At 62.0% G+C, this 16,702-nt stretch carries 18 protein-coding genes; 6 read left to right on the top strand and 12 right to left on the bottom strand.

Translation table 11 applies throughout. The features are described from left to right. Window positions 1-24 precede the first annotated feature (24 nt). On the bottom strand, window positions 25-1,275 hold the full coding sequence (locus PXK07_RS09240; protein ID WP_274847935.1) for a Zn-dependent hydrolase: 1,251 nt from the start codon (window positions 1,273-1,275) through the stop codon (window positions 25-27). Window positions 1,276-1,531: 256 nt separating this feature from the next. Between PXK07_RS09240 and PXK07_RS09235 the strand changes: the two genes are divergently transcribed. Next, window positions 1,532-2,143 carry a TetR family transcriptional regulator C-terminal domain-containing protein gene (locus PXK07_RS09235; protein WP_274847934.1) on the top strand — a complete coding sequence of 204 codons (612 nt, stop codon included), beginning with the start codon at window positions 1,532-1,534 and terminating at the stop codon, window positions 2,141-2,143. A 75-nt stretch (window positions 2,144-2,218) separates the two neighbouring features. Here the strand turns inward: PXK07_RS09235 and preA are convergent, their stop codons facing one another. The 5 genes from preA to PXK07_RS09210 all read right to left on the bottom strand — a co-directional run bounded on the left by preA (window position 2,219) and on the right by PXK07_RS09210 (window position 6,694). Further along, a complete protein-coding gene (preA, locus tag PXK07_RS09230; protein WP_274847933.1) occupies window positions 2,219-3,523 on the bottom strand; it encodes an NAD-dependent dihydropyrimidine dehydrogenase subunit PreA in 1,305 nt (434 codons plus the stop codon). Between the two features lie 57 nt (window positions 3,524-3,580). After that, a complete protein-coding gene (locus tag PXK07_RS09225; RefSeq protein ID WP_274847932.1) occupies window positions 3,581-4,915 on the bottom strand; it encodes an NAD(P)-dependent oxidoreductase in 1,335 nt (444 codons plus the stop codon). Window positions 4,916-5,067: 152 nt separating this feature from the next. After that, complete coding sequence (locus PXK07_RS09220; protein WP_274847931.1) at window positions 5,068-5,712, bottom strand: cupin domain-containing protein; 645 nt, start codon at window positions 5,710-5,712, stop codon at window positions 5,068-5,070. Between the two features lie 107 nt (window positions 5,713-5,819). Then, the gene (locus tag PXK07_RS09215; protein WP_274847930.1) at window positions 5,820-6,218 is read right to left on the bottom strand and encodes a RidA family protein; all 399 of its coding nucleotides are present in this window, start codon (window positions 6,216-6,218) and stop codon (window positions 5,820-5,822) included. Window positions 6,219-6,430: 212 nt separating this feature from the next. Beyond that, window positions 6,431-6,694 carry a DUF2312 domain-containing protein gene (locus PXK07_RS09210; protein ID WP_192966339.1) on the bottom strand — a complete coding sequence of 88 codons (264 nt, stop codon included), beginning with the start codon at window positions 6,692-6,694 and terminating at the stop codon, window positions 6,431-6,433. A gap of 192 nt (window positions 6,695-6,886) precedes the next feature. Between PXK07_RS09210 and PXK07_RS09205 the strand changes: the two genes are divergently transcribed. After that, window positions 6,887-7,105, top strand: a complete 219-nt coding sequence (locus PXK07_RS09205) for a hypothetical protein (RefSeq protein WP_274847929.1) — start codon at window positions 6,887-6,889, stop codon at window positions 7,103-7,105. 80 nt (window positions 7,106-7,185) lie between these two features. Here PXK07_RS09205 and PXK07_RS09200 read toward each other — a convergent pair whose 3' ends face one another. Beyond that, on the bottom strand, window positions 7,186-7,401 hold the full coding sequence (locus PXK07_RS09200; RefSeq protein ID WP_274847928.1) for a hypothetical protein: 216 nt from the start codon (window positions 7,399-7,401) through the stop codon (window positions 7,186-7,188). A gap of 296 nt (window positions 7,402-7,697) precedes the next feature. Between PXK07_RS09200 and PXK07_RS09195 the strand changes: the two genes are divergently transcribed. From PXK07_RS09195 to PXK07_RS09180, 4 genes are all read left to right on the top strand, one after another. Beyond that, window positions 7,698-8,561 carry an MBL fold metallo-hydrolase gene (locus PXK07_RS09195; protein WP_274847927.1) on the top strand — a complete coding sequence of 288 codons (864 nt, stop codon included), beginning with the start codon at window positions 7,698-7,700 and terminating at the stop codon, window positions 8,559-8,561. A 106-nt stretch (window positions 8,562-8,667) separates the two neighbouring features. Further along, complete coding sequence (locus tag PXK07_RS09190) at window positions 8,668-9,096, top strand: YeeE/YedE family protein (RefSeq protein WP_274847926.1); 429 nt, start codon at window positions 8,668-8,670, stop codon at window positions 9,094-9,096. Next, complete coding sequence (locus tag PXK07_RS09185) at window positions 9,096-9,524, top strand: DUF6691 family protein (RefSeq protein ID WP_274847925.1); 429 nt, start codon at window positions 9,096-9,098, stop codon at window positions 9,522-9,524. Before PXK07_RS09190 ends, PXK07_RS09185 begins: the two co-directional genes overlap by 1 nt. A gap of 9 nt (window positions 9,525-9,533) precedes the next feature. Next, on the top strand, window positions 9,534-9,959 hold the full coding sequence (locus tag PXK07_RS09180; RefSeq protein WP_274847924.1) for a TIGR01244 family sulfur transferase: 426 nt from the start codon (window positions 9,534-9,536) through the stop codon (window positions 9,957-9,959). Between the two features lie 140 nt (window positions 9,960-10,099). Here PXK07_RS09180 and PXK07_RS09175 read toward each other — a convergent pair whose 3' ends face one another. From PXK07_RS09175 to PXK07_RS09155, 5 genes are all read right to left on the bottom strand, one after another. After that, window positions 10,100-11,476 (bottom strand): FliM/FliN family flagellar motor C-terminal domain-containing protein, encoded by a 1,377-nt coding sequence (locus PXK07_RS09175; RefSeq protein WP_274847923.1) that lies wholly within the window; start codon window positions 11,474-11,476, stop codon window positions 10,100-10,102. 82 nt (window positions 11,477-11,558) lie between these two features. Then, window positions 11,559-14,246, bottom strand: a complete 2,688-nt coding sequence (locus PXK07_RS09170) for a sensor histidine kinase (protein WP_274847922.1) — start codon at window positions 14,244-14,246, stop codon at window positions 11,559-11,561. Further along, complete coding sequence (locus tag PXK07_RS09165) at window positions 14,246-14,647, bottom strand: hypothetical protein (RefSeq protein ID WP_274847921.1); 402 nt, start codon at window positions 14,645-14,647, stop codon at window positions 14,246-14,248. The genes PXK07_RS09170 and PXK07_RS09165 overlap by 1 nt, the downstream gene beginning before the upstream one ends. 82 nt (window positions 14,648-14,729) lie before the next feature. Beyond that, entirely contained in the window at window positions 14,730-15,110 is a 381-nt protein-coding gene (locus PXK07_RS09160) for a response regulator transcription factor (protein ID WP_274847920.1), read from the bottom strand. A gap of 95 nt (window positions 15,111-15,205) precedes the next feature. Continuing rightward, on the bottom strand, window positions 15,206-16,504 hold the full coding sequence (locus PXK07_RS09155; RefSeq protein ID WP_274847919.1) for a helix-turn-helix transcriptional regulator: 1,299 nt from the start codon (window positions 16,502-16,504) through the stop codon (window positions 15,206-15,208). Window positions 16,505-16,702 lie beyond the last annotated feature (198 nt).

Below are 16,702 nucleotides of genomic sequence, written 5' to 3'. Positions count from 1 at the left end.
TGCGACAGCACGTCTTTCACCGGGTTACTCAACGATTTCAGCAGTTTCGACGACGGCATGGAACAGGACATTCGCCCCGGCTTCGGCCCATTCCTTGCTGATTTCCTCGGCTTCATTGTGGCTTAGCCCGTCGACACAGGGGCACATGACCATGGCGGTCGGTGCCACGCGGTTGATCCAGCACGCATCATGGCCCGCGCCGGAAATGATGTCGAGATGGGAATAGCCCAGTCGCTCGGCAGCGCTGCGCACGGCGGTGACGCAGGCGTCGTCGAATTTCACCGGATCAAAGCCGCCAACCTTTTCGAATTCGATCGAAACGCCCATGGCATCGGCGATCTCCTGGCCCTTTTGGCGCAGGCGGTTTTCCATGTCTTCGATCACTGCCAGTTCCGGGCTGCGGAAATCGACGGTAAAGACAACCTTGCCCGGGATCACATTGCGAGAGTTCGGATAGACATCGATATGCCCGGCCGCCCCCACCGCATGCGGTGCATGGGACCAGGCGATTTCATCCACGGTTTCCAGAACCCGCGCCATGGCAAGACCCGCATTGCGGCGCATCGGCATCGGGGTCGATCCGGTATGGGCATCCTTGCCGGTGATGGTGACCTGCGTCCAGCTCAAGCCCTGGCCGTGCGTGACCACGCCGATATCCTTGCCCTCGGCCTCCAGGATCGGACCCTGCTCGATGTGCAGCTCAAAGAAGGCATGCATCTTGCGCGCCCCGACTTCCTCTTCGCCGCGCCAGCCGATCCGCTTCAGCTCATCGCCGAATTTCTTGCCCTCGGCATCGACCCGATCATAGGCCCAGTCCTGCGTGTGAATGCCAGCAAACACGCCCGACGACAGCATCGCCGGGGCATAGCGGGTGCCCTCCTCATTGGTGAAGTTGGTCACCACGATGGGGTGTTTTGTCTTGATATTCATATCGTTGAGCGAGCGAATGAGCTCAAGCCCGCCCAGCACACCAAGAACACCATCATACTTGCCACCGGTCGGCTGGGTATCCAGGTGCGAGCCCACGTAGACCGGCAGCGCATCCGGGTCGGTGCCTTCGCGACGGGCGAACATATTGCCCATCTGATCCAGCCCCATGGTGCAGCCCGCATCCTCGCACCATTTCTGGAACAGGGCGCGCCCTTCGGCGTCTTCATCGGTCAGGGTCTGGCGATTGTTGCCGCCGGCAACACCGGGGCCGATCTTGGCCATCTCCATCAGACTGTCCCACAGCCGATCGCCGTTGATCTTCAAATTCTGTCCAAGCGACGTCATCGCAGCTTCCTTCCTGTCAATCCCGTCTATGCGCGGGTTATTTTGGCTTTGCGCCCTATCGGTGGCTTTGATTGGTTGGCCCCGATCTTGTGCCGACCGGATTTGACCAACTGGTCAAACTCAAGCTACCATCCGGGCACAGTCAGTCAAGAAATTGCGTCAGATCATAGGCGAAAACACTTGGTTTACTGTTGAAATGTGTGAAATACAGGCGATCTGCAGATGCCGCGCCAGTCAAGGACCCCAACAGTCGCCCATGCCCAAGGATCGCCCCGCCACCCGTATCCAGAAAAAGAATCGCGCCGCCATCCTGGAGGCCGCGTTGGAAGTGTTCTCTGCCCATGGGTTCCGGGGCGCAACGGTAGATCAGATCGCCAGCGAGGCCGGGCTGTCAAAGCCCAACCTGCTCTACTATTTCCCCTCGAAAGAGGCGATTTTCACAGCACTTTTGTCCGAACTTCTCGACACTTGGCTGGATCCCCTACGCGCCCTTGATCCCGAAGGAGATCCCCTGGAAGAGATGCTCGCCTATGTGCAGCGCAAGCTGCAGATGAGCCAGGATTTCCCGCGCGAAAGCCGCCTTTTTGCCAATGAAATTGTCCAAGGCGCCCCCCGTATGCTGGAGGCCCTGTCCACCGACCTGAAAGACCTGGTCGAGGAAAAAGCCGCCGTGATCGAAGGCTGGATGACAGCAGGTCGGCTGAAGCCGTCGCATCCAAAGCATCTGATCTTTTCGATCTGGTCGCTGACCCAGCATTACGCCGATTTCGACGTTCAGGTGCGCACGCTGATGGGATCAGAGGATCCGTTCGACGCCGCACCGGATTTCCTGGACACATTCTACCGGCGGATGCTGACCCCCGCTTAAGCAAGAGCCCAAACCAGAAAAGGCGCCCGAACGGGGCGCCTTTTTACATTTTATCAACATCTTGCAGAGCGAAGCTTATTCAGCCGCGGTTGCCGATGGATTGTTAGGATGGGTCGTCCAATTGGCATATTCGCCGGTCACCACCTTGCCGGTGCGCAGATCCACCTCGCCCACGGGGACCTCTTCCATGGTGATACAGCCTTCGACCGGACAGACATTGACGCAAAGGTTACAGGCCACGCATTCCTCATCCTTCACGGTAAAGGTGCGGTCCTCGCTCATGGCGATGGCCTGGTGCGAGGTATCCTCGCAAGCCGCATAGCAACGGCCGCATTTGATGCAATCGTCCTGGCTGATCTTGGCCTTGGTGACAAAGTTCAGATCCAGATACTGCCAATCGGTCACATTGGGAACCGCCATGCCGATGAAGTCCTGGGTCGAGGTGTAGCCCTTCTCATCCATCCAGTTGGACAGGCCAGAGATCATCTCTTTGACCACATTGAAACCATAGGTCATGGCCGCGGTGCAGACCTGCACGTTGCCAGCCCCCAGCGCCATGAATTCTGCGGCGTCCTTCCAAGTGGTGACGCCGCCGATGGCGGAAATCGGCAGGCCATGGGTCTGCGGATCACGGGCGATCTCGGCCACCATGTTCATGGCAATCGGCTTCACCGCCGGGCCGCAATAGCCGCCATGGGTGCCCTTGCCGCCGATGGTCGGCTCGGGCGCCATGCTGTCGAGATCGACCGACACGATCGAATTGATGGTGTTGATCAGGCTGACCGCATCGCCGCCGCCCGCCTTGGCCGCGCGGGCCGGGAAGCGCACATCTGTGATGTTCGGGGTCAGCTTCACGATCACCGGCTTGGAGTAGTATTTCTTGCACCACTCGGTGACCATCTGGATGTATTCCGGCACCTGCCCCACGGCAGAGCCCATGCCCCGTTCGGCCATGCCGTGCGGGCAGCCGAAGTTCAGCTCGATCCCGTCGGCACCGGTGGCTTCGACCTTGGGCAGGATCGCCTTCCAGGCCTCTTCCTCGCAGGGCACCATGATCGACACGATCACCGCGCGGTCGGGATAGTCCTTCTTGACGCGGGTAATTTCCTCGAGGTTGGTCTCAAGGCTGCGGTCGGTGATCAGCTCGATGTTGTTCAAGCCCAAGAGACGCCGGTCCGCGCCCCAGATCGCGCCGTAACGCGGCCCGTTGACATTGACCACCGGCGGCCCTTCGGAGCCCAAGGTCTTCCAGACCACGCCGCCCCAGCCGGCCTCGAAGGCGCGGCGCACGTTGTATTCCTTGTCGGTCGGCGGGGCCGAGGCCAGCCAGAACGGGTTCGGAGATTTGATCCCCAGAAATTCAGTTGTCAGATCAGCCATTTATCTGTTCCTTTTCATGCTCGCCTGCCGTCCCCGTTTCAGGGACAGCTGGCTGGCTTAGCCCATCAGGCTGGAATGAATGTCCATTGCGGCATCGCGGCCTTCGGCCACGGCGGTCACGGTCAGGTCCTCGCCGCCCGAGGCACAGTCGCCCCCGGCCCAGACACCGGCGACCGAAGTCTGCCCGGTCTCGGAGACCTTGATCTTGCCACCCTCGATCTCAAGCCCCTCGGGCTGGCCTTCCAGGGTCTGGCCGATGGCCTTGAAGACCTGATCGGCCACCAGACGCACCGTCTCGCCGGTGCCGCTCACGCGGCCGCCCTTCACCTCGGTGTATTCCAGCTCGATCTCGGCTGCGGCACCGTTGCCATGGATCGCCTTGGGCATCACGTTGAACATCAGCTTGACGCCTTTCGAGGCGGCCAGATCCTGTTCGAACCGGCTGGCGCCCATGGCCTCGCGGCCGCGACGGTAGGCGATGGTGACGTTTTCGGCACCAAGCAGCTTGGACTGCACCGCGGCGTCCACCGCTGTCATGCCGCCACCAATCACGACCACGTTGCGCCCAACGGGCAGCGCGCTCAGATCCTCGGCCTGGCGCAGCTCGGCGATGAAGTCCACCGCATCGCGCACGCCATCCTTGTCTTCGCCTGCACTGCGCAACGCGTTTACGCCGCCCAGACCGATCGACAGGAAGACCGCGTCAAAGTCACCCTTCAGCGCATCAAGCGACAGATCCTGCCCCAGCTTCTTGCCGTACTCCATTGAAATGCCGCCGATTTGCAGCAACCACTCGACCTCGCGCGCGGCAAAATCATTGGTGGATTTATAGGCGGCGATCCCGAACTCGTTGAGCCCGCCGGCCTTGTCCTTGCCATCATAGACCACCACGTCGTGGCCCAGCATCGCCAGCCGGTGCGCTGCCGCCAGGCCCGCAGGCCCCGCACCGACAACCGCAACACGCTTGCCCGTCGCTTCGGCGCGGGTGAAGGGGTGCACCCCCCGGGCCATCAGCGTATCGGTGGCATAGCGCTGCAAACGTCCAATCTCGACCGGCTTGCCTTCCGCGGTTTCGCGCACGCAGACCTCTTCACACAGCGTCTCGGTCGGGCAGACGCGGGCGCACATGCCGCCCAGGATGTTCTGCTCCAGGATCGTCTTAGCGGCCGACACCGGATGACCCGCCTGAATCTCGCGGATGAACTGCGGGATGTCGATCGAGGTCGGACAGGCCGTCATGCACGGCGCGTCATAGCAGAAATAGCAGCGATCAGCGGCCACGGCGGCCTCGTGCTGATCGTATGGGGCATGCAGATCTCCGAAATTATCGGCGATCTCTGGGGCGGACAAACGTCCAGCCTGGATACCGGATGCCTGATGGCTCATCGCCATTGGGTGTCTCCCTGTTTGTTCTTTTTCTGCGATTCAGACTGCCACAGATTGATTTTTTATCAACTGGTAAAATTTTTGAAGCAGGCAAAAAAATCGGCCGCCCCGATAGAACGACCGACAAGACTTTGATCTTTAGAGATAAAGAGCCGTGCTTAGATATTCAGCATTTCCGCGAGGTGCCCTGTTTTCATCCAGATGCGCGCCCCATCTGGACCAGCGGTCGCCTCGAATGTGCCCCCTGGCGGCAGGCGCAACCAGTCCCAGCGGGCGAAATCCTCGCCACTTTCGCGGTAGGCGCCCTCAAGCACGAAGACCTCTGCCCCGCCCGGTGCATCCAGTGAAACCTCCTCACCGGGCCCCCAGGTGAGCAGCCGCACCTCTTCCCGCGCGTCCCTGAACAGGTGCAGTGGCTCTTCCCCTGCCTTGGTCGTATCGATCTGCACCAGCTGACGATCTTCGGGATCAAACTGGTGCAGCTTCACCAGGATCGTGGCGCCATCCCTGGCCGCCGGAGTGTGACGAGAGGTCGGCGGGTTGCGGACGTAGGATCCAACGGGGAAATCACCATCCTCGTCCTGAAACACACCGTCGAGAACGAAATACTCTTCACCGCCGTCATGGGTATGCGCCGTGAAGGAAGAGCCCGGCGCAAAGCGCACGATGGTTGTCGCCCGCGCGACCTCCGAACCGATACGATCCAGCATCTTGCGCTCGACCCCGGCGGCGGGGCTTGGCACCCAGGGAGTGTCGTCGAAATGTACGGCGACGCGTTTGGTGAAATCGGCATTGATCCGCATGAGACCCTCCATCTGATTGCAACACAGGTGGGGCATCCCTCGCGGTTTTCAAATGGCCTTCACGCATTTCTGAGGAGCCGCACGCGCGGCAGGCCTCTTGGCGAGGGTCAGGAGGGCAGAACGGCGGTGGCCTCGATTTCGACCTTGGCCTCGTCCTCGACCAGGGCCGAGACCACAACCATGGTCATCGCCGGGAAGTGATAGCCCATGACATCGCGGTAGGCTTTGCCCACCTCCGCCTGATGGGCCACGTATTCCGCCTTGTCGGTCACATACCAGGTGAGCCGGGTGATGTCGCTGGCCTGCCCGCCTGCCGTTGTCACCACGTCCAGAATGTTGCGCAGCGCCTGACTCATCTGGCCGATGAAATCCTGCGTCTCGAACACCTGGTCCGCGTTCCAGCCGATCTGGCCACCGACAAACAGCAGCTTGCCTTCGGCCACCATGCCATTGGCATAGCCCTTGGCCGGTTTCCAGCCTTCGGGATGCACGTTGATTGCGGGCATGGGATGTCTCCTCACTCGGTTCTGGTCAACAGTTGCATGCCAATATCCGACAGAGCGTCAAATACTTCAAGCTTAAAATTTCATACCTGAAACGTATCGCGCCCTCAGCATCCCAATGACCGGCACGGGCCCGGAAAGACAAACGCCGCGCCCCGAAGCGGGAAACGCGGCGATGCTTTTGGTGCAGATCATTCGTGCTGGCGCAGCGGCGCTTACATACCAAGCGCTTCTTTGTACATGTCCAGCACCGCCTCTTCCTCGGCAATGTCGTCCTTGTCACGCTTGCGCAGGGCGATGACCTTGCGCATGACCTTGGTGTCATAGCCGCGCGCCTTGGCCTCGGCCATCACCTCTTTCTGCTGATCGGCGATGTCCTTCTTTTCGGCGTCCAGGCGTTCGAAACGCTCGATGAACTGGCGCAGCTCTCCAGCGGTTACGCGGTAGTTTTCGCTTTTTTCGTCTTCGGTCAGATCCATATCCGGCTCCGTCAGCAAGGCATGTCAGTGCAGTCGAAGAGAGGGGATAGCGCCCCGGCGGGATCATCGCAAGGTTGGAATGCTGCCCCGCCCGCCTACCGCGTTGATTTGCACCCGCTGGCCGCCCTCGCGGCCTTGCATCATCTACGCCAATCCTTTAGGCGCAGCGGCAGTCAACTGCGGGAGACCGGCATGTTTGAAATCCTCGTCTGGGTCGGTGCGGCCCTGTCCGTCGCCGGTCTACTGGGCCTGATCTGGTGCATTCTGCGCGTCGCCAAGGCACGCCGTCAGAAACTGGACGACGAGGCGCTGCGCGCCGTGGTGCAATCGGTGCTGCCCTACAATCTGGGCGCCCTGTTCCTGTCGGTGATCGGGCTGATGCTGGTGATGCTCGGCATCTTCCTGTCCTGACACGCCGCAGCCATCCCCGCGCCCTTTGGCGACGGCGCCCAAATTCTCAGGCAGGCCTAAATTTCAGACGAGCTCAGATCTCAGACCGGCATATTGTCGAACTGTCGCTCGGTGGCGTCTTCTTCCAGCGCGTGCTCGACACTGCGCAGATGCGCTGAAATCCTGGCACCGCTCTGGCGCAGCTGTGCCAGAATGCTGAGAAACTCCCGTTCCAGCTTGTCACGGGTCGGTCCGGACACCGTGCGCAACTCTTTTTCGATCCGCTCAGCATTTTGCAGCAGATTAGCAGTCTTCATTGCAAGTCCTCCCCTTTGCCCTGCCACTGTGGCAGGGAATTGAAACAGAAATAAAGCAGAAGCCCCGAAATTCGCACCTTGATACCGCGGTTGAGCGTCAATGCGCCGATATTTTCCGCAAAAGTCGGCCCATCCGCCCGCAGCGCAGACCGATTTGCCAGCGTTGTCGCGCTTTAGCCTGCTATGCTCACCCTATGGCGCCGGAAAACAGGAATGTTTGCGGAAAATGCGCGGCGAGACTTGAAACACATTCCAATTTCAACATATGAATAGGAAACGCAAGGGAGTGTCCCACCATGAATCCAATCGTCAAAGCCTTCTTCGACGAAGCCACCAATACCGTCTCCTACGTCGTCCGCGACCCCAACGGCAGCGCCTGTGCGATTGTCGATTCGGTGCTGGACTTCGATCACGCGGCAGGTCGTACCGACACCCAATCGGCGGATGAAATCATCGCCTGGATCAAGGAAGAAGGTCTGAAGACCGAGTGGATCCTTGAAAGCCATGTGCATGCCGACCACCTGTCCGCCGCGCCCTATCTGCAGGAACGCCTGGGCGGCAAGATCGGCATCGGTGAGAATATCACCATCGTTCAGGACACCTTCGGCAAGGTCTTCAACGAAGGGACCGAGTTCCAGCGCGATGGCAGCCAGTTCGACCAACTGTTCAAGGAAGGCGATACCTTCATGATCGGCCAGCTGCGCGGCGAAGTGCTGCACACGCCCGGCCATACGCCTGCCTGCCTCACCTATGTGGTCGGCAATGCCGCCTTCGTGGGCGACACGCTGTTCATGCCCGATTTCGGCACCGCACGCTGCGATTTCCCAGGCGGCTCGTCCACGACGCTCTACCAGTCGATCCAGAAGATCCTGGCCCTGCCCGATGACACCCGCATCTTTGTCGGCCACGACTACAAGGCGCCGGGCCGCGACGAATATGCCTGGGAAACCACGGTCGGCGAGCAGAAGGCGCTCAATATCCATATCGGCGCAGGCAAGAGCATCGAGGACTTCACCTCCATGCGCGACGCCCGTGATGCCACGCTCGGCATGCCTCGGCTGATCCTGCCCTCGCTGCAGGTCAACATGCGCGCAGGCCAGATGCCGGAACCGGATGAACAGGGCGATGTCTTCCTGAAGATCCCCGTCAACAAGATCTAACACAGCACAGCGCAGCGCCCCGCGAAGGGCGCTGCGCCACCAAGACAGGTCAGGCGCTGCCAGCACGTCAAGAGATGCAGCGTCGCACATCAAGGAAACGCGAAGAATGGAAACAGACTGGATCTGGGGCCTCGTCGGGGGCGGAATCATCGGCCTTGGCGGCGCCGTTTATTTGCTCGGCAATGGCCGCGTCATGGGCGCCAGCGGCATTTTCGGAGGCCTCATCGACGGCAGCGGCTGGAACAGCCTGTGGGAGCGCCTTGCCTTCCTGGTTGGCGTGATCGTCACGCCGCTGATCCTCTGGCCGCTCTACAATGTCGAGATCGACACCCATATGACCACCGATGTCTGGGTCATCATCGCCGCCGGTCTGCTGGTGGGTGTGGGCACCCGGATCGCCAATGGCTGCACCTCGGGCCACGGCGTCTGCGGCATCTCCCGCTTTTCGCTGCGCGGTATCGTTGCAACCGTGTTCTACATCCTGGCCGGTGGTCTGACCCTTGCCATCTTCCGTCACGTTCTGGGGCTGATCTGATGCGTCTTATTCTCTCTCTGATCGCGGGCAGCCTGTTTGGCGGCGGCCTGTTCATCTCCGGCATGACCGACACCACCAAGGTGCAGGGCTGGCTTGATGTCTTCGGCAATTGGGATCCGACCCTGGCCTTTGTCATGGGCGGCGCGGTTATCCCGATGTTCTTTGCCTGGCGCCTGACCCGCGGTCGCCAGCCGCTGGTTGGCGGTGAATTTCCCACCGCGCGCCCGGAGTTGGATCACCGCCTGGTCACCGGATCGGTGATGTTCGGCATGGGTTGGGGCCTGGCAGGGCTTTGCCCGGGACCGGCGCTTGCCTCGCTGACCTATAATGGCTGGGCAGGCCTTCTGTTCCTGGCTGCCATGTCCGCGGGCATGTTGATCTCGGCGCCCGTTGGTAGACAGCTAGACCGACTGGCCGCAAAAGCGTAAAGGATGGCCATGCAAGCTCGTGAAATCACCCCCCGCTACGCCGTCTCGCCGCAGATTTCGGTCGAGGACATCCCCGCAATCGCAGAGGCCGGCTTCAAGCTGGTGATCTGCAACCGCCCCGACGGCGAGGTGCCGCCCAGCCATCAGGCCGCCACCATTCGCGCCGCCGCCGAAGCGGCCGGTCTGGCCTTCGAAGAACTGCCGCTGACCCATCAGACCATGACACCCGAGAATGTCGCCCGGCAAAAGGCGCTGTTTGAAGGCGCCGAAGGTCAGGTGCTTGCCTATTGCGCCTCTGGCACCCGCAGTTCGGTGGTCTGGGCCCTGGGGCATGCCGCGGACCTGGGCGCCGACGAGGTGCTCGCCAAGACGGCAGCGGCAGGCTACGCGCTGGACGGGTTGCGCCCGGCATTGGAGGCTCTGGCCAGCCAGTAACCTCCTGGCACCGGGTTCGAGGGAAACTGAGAACCCACCTGCCCCACATCAAAAACCTCGGGGCCAGCCCCGAGGTTTTCTGATTCTATTGGTGAGCATTGGCCGCCCATCGCGGCCAGGACCCTGCGGCCCGGAAACGGTCAGCCCGACCCCAGACCAGCAAGTTTGGAGATTTCCGCAGCAGCATCATCCGGGTCAAATCCGTCCAGGTTCGCCTCTGGCAGTGCAGGCAGGTCGCCCAGACCCGCGCTCAGATCAGCACCGAGGTCGCCCCCGAGATCTGCACCGAGCCCCCCGCCCAGGTCGCCACCCAGGTCGCCGCCCAATCCGGCCCCCAGATCACCACCCAAGTCCGCCCCCAGGCCACCACCGAAATCACCGCCCAGATCGCCGCCCAGGTCACCCCCGAGGTCACCACCAAGCCCGGCACCAAGTTCGCCGCCCATATCCCCAAGACCGCCGGTGCCAAATTCGCTACCAAGACCACCGCCAAGGCTGTTGTCGAGCGGATCCTGCAAATCTTCGGCGGCGATGCCCAGATCAATGGTCGGCATCTCATCCGGGGATGGCAAGGCATCGGCACCGACGCCGTCGGAGAAGCCCATTTCGCCCGCATCCGCGTCGCCGACCAGCCGGGTGCGGGGTTGATTGAGACGCACGGCACGCGCCCCGTTCAATTGCCCAAGGCGTCCCTGGGCAATGGATTGACCACTGACCGCCTGCAAATCCGTTTCATAGAGGAAGGCTTGATCGAGCGGCAGCACGTCGCCAATCTTCAATCCCGAGAACTCATTCAAAGGCACGCGCATCTTGCACAGCACGGCCGAGAGTTCGGCGCGCATCGACCCCAGGTTGCTTCCCAAAGACGGCCCGGAGGAGCCAGACATCCCCAGTTCTTCCAGGGTCGGTTCCGGCAGGATCAGGTTCAATTCACCCTGCATCGCACCGATGGCCAGATCGACGGTCAGCGACAGCACGCGATAGTCATCCGCCTCCAGCCCCAGGGCAAGACTGCGCACGTCTTCGATCTGCGCACCGAATCGATAGCCGGCGAATGTGGACTGGTCCTTTTGCCCGTCCAGCATCGCCACGACTTTCTTCAGCGCGGTTTCAAGAAACTCTGCCGTCATCGCGGCATCGGTTGGGGTGTAATGGCGCTCGGTGGGAGTCTTGCCCATCACCTGGCCGATCGTCTGCTTCTGGATCAGCGCGGTGACCAGCGCGGCATCCATGGTGGCGGCCCCGATACGGCCACCCGGACCATCCAGGATCACCAGAAGATGCTTGTCAGACAGGTGTTCGTGCAGTTCTTCCGGAGATCGGTTGGCCTGCCGTGCCGCCAGGACTGCCAAGGGCAAATCGCACAGCTCCGCAGCCGCGCGCGCAAGGGACCGGCGCAGGGCCTTCAGAGTCAGCGACCCGTTGAGCGCACCTGACCCCTCCTTGTTTGCTGCCAGCTTTCGCGCAAGGCCCCCTGCCTTGCCGCTTGCTGAATCCTGTGTTGTCGTATCAGACATACGTGGTGAACCTGAAACCTTGCCGCCTCTTGCACCCGTTGTAGCCCGCAGAGGGTTACCAATACCTTTATCTATCGACTACTTATGAGACTTTGGTGGCATTATCGCCCAATGCAGGCAGCGTGACCCGAAAGGCGCCGCCCGAAACCCCGGCGAGATAGGAAATATCACCGTCCAGACGCTGGATGATCTCGCGGCAAATCGCCAATCCCAGCCCGGCCCCGCCGGCCCGCTCCGGGCTAACCCTCGAAAACTTCTCGAATATCATCTGCTGGTATTGCGGTGCGATACCGCTGCCATTGTCGATGAAATCCACCATCAGCTGACCAGTGCCAAGCGTCACATCGATGCGCAGCTCCGGCTCTGCCGCATCGCAGTATTTCTGCGCATTGGCGATCAGGTTGATGAACACCTGCGCCAGCCGGTCCATGTCGGATGAAATCTGCACCTCCTCGATCTCGCAGTCGCGCAGAACCCGGATCGGTCGATCAAAGCCCGCCAAGGCGGTAGAGACCGCGTGATCCAGCACCTCCTTCAGCGTTGTCCGGGTCACGTTGAGACTGACCTGACCGCTTTCCAGCACACTGAGATCCAGCAGATCGTTCAACAGGCGGGTCAGGCGCAGGGCCTCATCATGGATGATGCTCGCGTAGCGCGCCTTGCCTGCATGATCCAGCATCTCGTCATCACGCAGGATCTCCGAGAAGGCCCGGATCGAGGTCATCGGCGTGCGCAGCTCGTGGCTGACCTGGCTCAGGAAGGCATCCTTCTGCTCTGAAATCTGAGTAAGTTTTTCGTTTGTTTCTCGCAGCTTCCGAGCAGTTCGTGAGAGTTCGGCCGATTGCATTTCCAACCGGCTCGAATACTCCAGCATCTGCGCCGTCTCATCGGCCACCGCCAGCAGATCCTCGACCGAAACCGAAGAGCCGCCAACGATCTGCCCGATCATCGCATGGGCGGCCGCCGCCCCGATCGAGGCGCTCAGCTCCCGCTCCAGCCGTTCCAGAAAGGCAGGCGTCGGCTCCGGCAGGCTGCCGCGCCCACCCTGCCTGGCCAATTCGCGCTGGAAAAAGGCCTGCGCCTCACTCGCGCCCAGGATCCGCTGCGACATCACCATCAGGTCCTCGCTTTGCGCCACGGATCCGGTCCAGCCGCGCGGCCCGGATGAATGGTCAAAGACATTGACGAACTGCGCCCCCTGCAGGCGCTCTATCGGGCTTGGGAAGCTGGCGAGGGACACCGCGCAGAACACCAGCGCATTCAGGCTCATCGACCAGAGAACCGCATGCACGGTGGGATCGAGCGCCTCTATCCCGAACAGCGCGTGCGGGCGCAGCCAGGACAGCCCGAACAGACCGTTTGCCAGGACGCTTTCGGGAAGCACCCCGCCCCCCAGCGTCGGTAGAAGCATCGTATAGCCCCAGATCGCAAAGCCAACGCTCAACCCGGCCAGGGCACCGCTGCGGGTGGCGCCGCGCCAGAACAGCCCGCCCACCAAGGCCGGCAAGATCTGGGCCACCCCGGCAAAGGAAATCAACCCGATGGCCGCCAGCGCCGCACCACCGCCCGAGAGCTTGTAGTAGAAATACCCCAGCAGCATGATCACCGCGATGGTGATCCGGCGTGCAAAAAGCACCACGTTGCGCACATCGCCGGATACCGAAGCCCCCGGCCCCTGCATCCGCAACCAGATCGGCATCACGATATGGTTCGATACCATGGTCGACAGGGCCATGGCCGCCACAATCGCCATCGAGGTCGCCGAAGAGAACCCGCCCAGGAATGACAGCATCGCCAGCCCTTGCTGGCCCTGATGCAGCGGCAGGGTCAGAACGAAAAGATCCGGATTGGCGCCGGTCGGCAGCAGCTCTAGCCCGATGGCCGCGATGGGCACCACAAACAGCGACATCAGCAAGAGATACAGGGGAAAGGCCCAGGCGGCGACGCGCAGATGGCGTTCGTCCTCGTTTTCCACCACCATGACCTGGAACATCCGCGGCAGGCAGACAAAGGCTGCAGCGGACAGAAAGGTGATCGTTGCCCAACGCCCGCCGTCCACCTGCCACTGGCCGATGCGCGAGGCATCGATGCGCGTGAAGGTCTCCGTCACGCCCCCGGCAATGCCCCAGACCACAAAGATCCCCACCGCCAGAAGAGCCACCAGTTTCACCACCGCCTCCAGCGCGATGGCCGTCACCACGCCATGGTGGCGCTCGTTTGCGTTGAGGTTGCGTGTCCCGAACAGGATCGCAAAGACCGCAAGCCCCACCGCCACCCAAAGAACCGTGGTGGTCTCGTTGAAACTGCGCAGAGGGTCGGCTTCGGCGAAGATCGAAAACGACAGTGTAATCGATTGCAACTGAAGGGAAATATAGGGCGTCACCCCGATCACCGCGAGCAAGGTCACGCCGATGGCCAACATATTGGACTTGCCATAGCGCGCCGACAAAAGGTCGGCGATCGAGGTCACCCGCTGGCTGCGCCCGACCCGTACCAGCTTGCGCAACCCCCACCACCAGCCAATCATCACCAGGGTCGGCCCCAAATAGATGGTGATGAATTCCAGGCCCGCGCGAGCCGCATAGCCGACGGCACCGTAGAAGGTCCAGGCGGTGCAATAGATCGACAAGGACAGGGTGTAGGTCAGCGGCGAGCGCATCCAGGACGCGCTGATCCCCCGGCTGGCCATCCGGTCGGCCAGGAAGGCGACAAGGAACAGGAGCGCCACATAGGCCAAGCAGACCAGCGCAAGAACGTTCAGCGACGCCATCAGTCGCGGCGCATCCCGGGCGCCGGGTCGGAGGCCTCTGGCAGATGTGCATGGTCCTCTGCCAGCGCGGCGGGGTCGGTTTCGCCTTCGGTCGTGCCCCCGGCGGTCCAATGCTCGGCCCAATGGCGCACGGCCTCTCCGAAGGCGAGACTGATGGCGATCAGCCCGGCCCAAACCAGAAACACATAGGTGATGGCCGAGGACATCCGCATCCCCCCCTGGCTGCCCGGCGCCGGGTAGGGATCGGGATCCGGCCACATCAATGGTACCGCAAAAAGCACAGCCCCCAGGATCGGCAACAGCCTGGCAATATCCATGAGACGGCGTCGGCGATAGGTGCGCCGCTCCACGAAGGGTGCGGTGATCTCATCCTGCCGCCCGGCCCCGTCCCCGCGGATCATGCGGCGCTCCATTCAGCCGGAGCGGGACGTATCGGCAGCGCAGATCCAGTGTAGACCGCCTCCAGTGTCATCCACGGCAGGGTCATCCGCGGCTGGCCTGGGCATGCAGATCCCGCACCGCCGTCAGAACCTCGGCGTTGGAAAAAGGTTTGGTCATGAAGCGGGTGACACCGGCCCGCTCGGCCATCTCCCGGTCCTTCATCTGCCCCCGCGCAGTGAGCATCAGCACCGGCAGGGTCTTCAAACGGTCGATGTCCCGCAGCTCGCGGATGATTTCCAGGCCGCTCTTGCCCGGCAGCATCAGATCCAGAATCACCAGATCCGGCGCCGCCGCCTCGATGACCTGCACGGCGTCGGTGCCATCTGCATGGGCATCCACACTCCAGCCGTCGCGCGTCAGGAGAAACCGGATCGCCTCGGTGATATTGGGCTCATCCTCAATCAGAATCACGTGTCTGCTCATTGGCAGAATGTCCTCCCTGCGCCGCTCCCCCGGCCAATTTGACCCCAGCGCATACGTCAACTTCGAGCCAGACTACCCTCGCAGCCCTCCGGCTGTCAAAACTCTTCCTTCAGGATCGACGGCTCGCGGCGGGCCGAACAGCCACGCCGCGGGCAGATCCGGCAACTTGCCCCGACCGGTTGCGCCCCCTCCGGCACCTCGCTTTGTGGCAGGATCAGCATCACCGCATGATAGAGGGGATCGCTGTCAAAATCCGGTGTCGTGCGCTCCCAGGCCACCGCCAGGCATTCAAAGGCCAGCGCCGAGCGCCCCTGTTGCACCACATTGCGCCGCACCGGCACATGCGGCCGCGACAGCGCCGTGTAGATCGGCCAAAGGGGACAGGAGGCCCCGAACCGCGGCAGCGCAAAGCCAGTTACGGGTTTACGCACCAGGATCGACCCCGAGGCATCGCAAATGACCAGCCCGGCCTCTTGCCCCAAGACATCAAAGGGCAGCAACCCGATGCGGCGCAGCACCGTCGGCAGATCACATCCGAACTGACGGGCCAGCAGCCCGGGCCGCACGCCATGCTCCTGCAAGGCCACCCGCAACGGCTCCAGCGGCAAGAGCCGGGCGTCGCGCTGATACTGCTCCAAGGCGCCGCGCGCGATCAGACGTGCCGCATCGCTGACCAGATCCGGCGCCCCGGCAACCAGATCCTCGGGGGTCGCCGCACCGGTTTCCAGTTCCGGAAAATGATAGCCTTCGGTCAGGAAATAGGCTTCAGCCTCCTCATGGGGCACGCCACGACGGTCGGCTCCGGTGTTGCTTTCATCCAGGAAACTGACCAGCGAGCGGCTGCTTTCGGCGAGGCGCAGCGAATCCTCGTTGAGGTTCTTGTGGAACCGGTCGCGCCATTCCGGCTCCAACTCGCCGGTTTCCGCCAGGATGGAGGCGGTAGAGCGGATCGCCGCCGCGGTGGACAGGACCTCGTGCAGCGAGGCCGCCAGATTGGGGTCATGGGTGAGCCGGTCCGACAGGGTCTGCACCGTGCGCTCCAATGTGGCGATCCGCCGGTGACTGGAGGACAGGACCTCGGCCCAGCCCGGGAACCGACCGGCCAGTTCGTCGGCCCGATCCAGTTCGACCACCGGCACGCCACTGTCCACTGCCGCCTCGCGCAGGCTGGCGATCAGGGCCGCTTCCGCCCCTTCGCTCAGCATTGAAGGTTCAACCCCAAGCACCTGTGCGATATCCACCAGAAGCTTGCCGCCGATTCTGCGGCGGTTGTGTTCGATCAGATTGAGATAGGATGCGGAAATCCCTGCCGCGCGGGCCAGTTCCGCCTGACGCATCCCCAGGATGAGTCGGCGCTCGCGAATTCTGCTGCCAGTCAGCGTATCCCGTGTCATTGCAGGCTTTTCCCAAAACAACCGTTTTTCAAAGGCTTTCCGCGACGCGGCATAAAAAAGTTTACAGCACACCACGGAATACTGTTCATTTATTTACACAATAACTCTGATTTACAAGGGATTTATTGCGCGATTTTACAAGCTGCCGTCATACTGATTTTGCACGAAAACCGTGCCAACGCCGCGCGGAAGTGAGGA

Source organism: Phaeobacter sp. QD34_24, assembly GCF_028890115.1.
Classification (GTDB): domain Bacteria; phylum Pseudomonadota; class Alphaproteobacteria; order Rhodobacterales; family Rhodobacteraceae; genus Phycobacter.
The sequence above is the reverse complement of the archived record's forward strand: the minus strand, read 5'-3'. Positions and strand labels throughout refer to the sequence as shown.